The sequence below is a fragment of the uncultured Campylobacter sp. genome, assembly GCF_937997465.1.
GTDB lineage: Bacteria > Campylobacterota > Campylobacteria > Campylobacterales > Campylobacteraceae > Campylobacter_A.
Map to the genome: position 1 here is coordinate 1 of NZ_CALKTQ010000247.1, position 3,352 is coordinate 3,352.

The following is a 3,352-nucleotide window of genomic DNA, read 5'->3' on the forward strand; positions in this document are numbered from 1 at the left end:
GCTTGTAGCGTCAAGGCAAAATAGCTTGCCCGCGTAGCACTCCTTGCCCAGCACCGAGCCGTCCGCTAAAAAGCAAATTTTATCAAAAATGCCGAAGTCGCCTTTTATCTCGTTTAAAATTTCGCCGCAAAAAGCGTTTGAAGTGGTTGTGCTTAAAATTTTGATCTCGTTTTGTTTGCAATGAAGCGCTAGCCGCGTGCCCTCATCACTAATCGCGGCGCACAAGATCGGCGTGTAGCTTTTTATTTCGGATTTGTACTCGGCCAGAGACGAAATCTCGCCGCCGCGCAAAGTAAAAATTTGACCAAACATCGCAAACACCGCCATATCTTTCGCAGCGCAAACGAAACTCGTAAATTCTTTGCTATTTTTAAAACTCAGCCATTGAGAGAGATCGCTAAATTCGCCGCTTGCCGGGTCAAATTTAAAGATAAAATGATCCAGATCCAAAAGCAAAATCTCGCCCACGCGCTCCGCCTGCCATGCAAGCGGCTTTGGCAAGAGGGTCTGCTGTTTTACGGCGCCGCTCGCGTCCAGCCTGATGAGAAAGTCATCCAGCGCGCCGCCCTCTTTGTAGCCGCCACATTTATAAACGAAAAGATCATCGCCAGCGCCAGCAAATGCTAGCGCCCCCGTGTATCCGCCACCGATATAGACGTGCAAACTCGCCTCGCCCGCTTTCGCGTCGCTATTTTGCAGGACGTAGCCTTTTTTCAGGCTCTCCCACTCCTTTTTTGCGCAGGCTTTTTGCGCCTCGTCTGTGCTAGTAAACTCCTTTTGCGTCTGCCTCGTTTTGCCGTTTTTGATGCTCTGGCTAGCTAAAATTTGACCCTCTACGCGCAAATTTAGGCGATCGCCGTTAGCTAAATTTACGAGATTTGCCATCAAATTTACTTTAAAAAGTTATCGTAAAACGAGCTGATAAAAAGCACCAAAATGATAAATGGTACGACGAATTTGATATACCAAAACCAGATATTTACGAGTTTTGCGTATTTTTCGCTACCCTGCATTATCTCGCGTTTAGCTTCGTCTTTTAGCACCCAGCCCACAAATATCGCGCATCCTAGCGAAGTCAGCACGAAAAATATCGTAGCACTGATGGCGTCGTATGCGTCAAAGATATTTTTACCGAAAATTTTAACATCCGCAAGCAGGTTAGTAGCCATCAAGGACGGTAAATTTCCAAATATAAATATCGTACCGAGCACCAGCAAAATCGCACTTTTGCGTTTTATTTTAAATTTTTCCTGAAGAGTCGTGATGATAACCTCATAGATCGGTAGCGAGGTCGTGAGCGCGGCGATCATCAGTAGCGCAAAAAACGCCACCGCAAAAAATCCGCCAAACGGCATGTGCGAAAAAACGATCGGCAAGCTCTTAAACACGAGGCTCGGGCCGCTATCTGGCGAGACGCCGTAGCTAAAGAGCGACGGGAATATCATAAAGCCCGCAAGCACGGCGATGAGCGTGTTTAGGATGCCCGTGATTATCGAGATTTTCACGAGCCCCTCGTCCTTTTTAACAAAGCTTGAAAGCGTGATCATCACGCCAAAACCAAGCGAAAGTGCGAAAAATACCTGCCCCAAAACCTCGACGAAAAGCTTGATGTTTATCTTTGAAAAATCGGGCGTGAGGTAAAATTTAATCCCCTGCGCCACGCCATCTAAGGTCAAGTTTTTTACGATCATTACGATCATCAGTACAAAAAGTAGCGGCATGAGGTACTTCGCCGAGCGTTCTATTCCGCCGACCGCGCCCTGCACCAAGATCGCGTAGTTTACGAGTACAAACACGAGCGTGGCAAAGCTGATAGCCAGCGGATCGCTCACGATATTTTGCTCATAAAACGTGCTAGTGGCCTCAAAACTCAGCACCTGTGAGAGATCAAGCATGCCAAATGCGATCTGCGCGATGTAGTTTAGCACCCAGCCGCCGATAACCATATAGTAGGCCATGATGCCAAATGCCCCAAGCAAGCCCATCCAGCCCACGATTTTCCATGCCGGATTTATATTTTTACCGCCGAATGCGTCCACGGCGTTGCATTTTAGGCGTCTGCCGATCGCATTTTCAGCCAAAATCATCGGTATACCGATCACGATCATCGCGATACAAAACACGAGTACATAGGCGCCGCCGCCGTTTTGCCCAACTAGATACGGGAAACGCCACGTCGCGCCAAAACCCACGGTAGCACCCGCGACAGCCAAAATATACGTTACCTTCGAACTCCAAGTTTTTCTATCCATCTGTATACCTTTGTGAAAAAGAGAGATTATATAAAAATTTTATTTAAAGTTTTTAGAAGCATCTTTGAAATTTAAAACAAATCTGGATTAAAATCGGTAAATATTATTAGAAAAAGGCTGCTTGGCATAAATTTAAAGGCGTAAATTTATGCAAATTTACGCCAAATTATTATTTTCTAACGACATGCAAAAACTGCATATGTTTACGGTATTGCTCGATTACGTCGTTTATCAGCGTGGCCTCGCTCCAGCCAAGCACGTCGTAGTCCTGACCGCCCTCTTTTAGATAAACCTCAGCCCTGTAGTAAAGATCGTCGCCGTCAAGCTCTCTGGTGTAGTCTGGGCTCTGGCTTTTGGTGAGATAGACGCCGTATCTAAAATCCATCTCGTCGCCAAGTCCGACATTTAAATTTACAAAATTTTCGCCATTTGTGACCTTTGCTTCAAGGCCGTTTTTGGCAAATTCCTCTTTTAGCTCGTTAAACGCTTTTAGTACAACCTCGTTTAAAAATTTCTTGCCATCTTTCTTGCCTGGCAGCGTGATGATCGCACTTAGGCGCTCTTGCCACGGCTTTGAAAGATCACTAATAGGCATGTTGTTAAAGTTATTTGTCTCTTTTTTGGTTAGATCCACACGTAACGCCTTAAATAGCCCGTAAATAGCGCCAAGTAGCACTATGGCAAATGGCAGTGCGGTCGTGATCGTAAGTGCTTGAAGTGAGCCAAGACCGCCTGCTAGCATCAAAAATGCCGCCACGACGCCCACTGTAACGCCCCAAAAGACCTTTTGCCAAACTGGTGTATCGTCCTTGCCGTTTGAGCAAAGCATGTTCATAACGATCGCCGCAGAGTCAGCGGAAGTCACGAAAAATATGACGATCATAAAGACCGCGATCGTGCTTAGCACGCCTGAGAAGCTAAATTTTTCTAAAAACATAAAAAGCGCTGAGGCTGAGTCAGAATTTACCGTGCTGGCAAGCTCGCTAAAGCCTCCTTGCACCAAAGCGATCGCCGAGTTGCCAAAAAAGCTCATCCAAGCAAATGTAAAGCCGGTTGGCACGAGAAGTACGCCGATCACAAATTCTCTTATTGTCCTACCC

The 3,352-nt window shown here is 46.3% G+C and carries 3 protein-coding genes; all 3 read right to left on the reverse strand.

The window, feature by feature from the left end:
- Nucleotides 1-885: hypothetical protein (locus tag Q0546_RS08255; RefSeq protein WP_298792104.1), on the reverse strand; the 885-nt coding region annotated here is incomplete at its 3' end.
- Nucleotides 886-890: 5 nt separating this feature from the next.
- A complete protein-coding gene (locus tag Q0546_RS08260; RefSeq protein WP_298792106.1) occupies nucleotides 891-2,252 on the reverse strand; it encodes a sodium-dependent transporter in 1,362 nt (453 codons plus the stop codon).
- Nucleotides 2,253-2,421: 169 nt separating this feature from the next.
- Nucleotides 2,422-3,352, reverse strand: a 931-nt coding sequence (locus Q0546_RS08265; protein ID WP_298792108.1) for a BCCT family transporter, incomplete at its 5' end; no start/stop codon positions are given.

Excerpts from the sequence above, each read along its gene's own strand:
- Q0546_RS08260 (WP_298792106.1), bottom strand. The coding sequence starts at position 2,252 with ATGGATAGAAAAACTTGGAGTTCGAAGGTAACGTATATTTTGGCTGTC.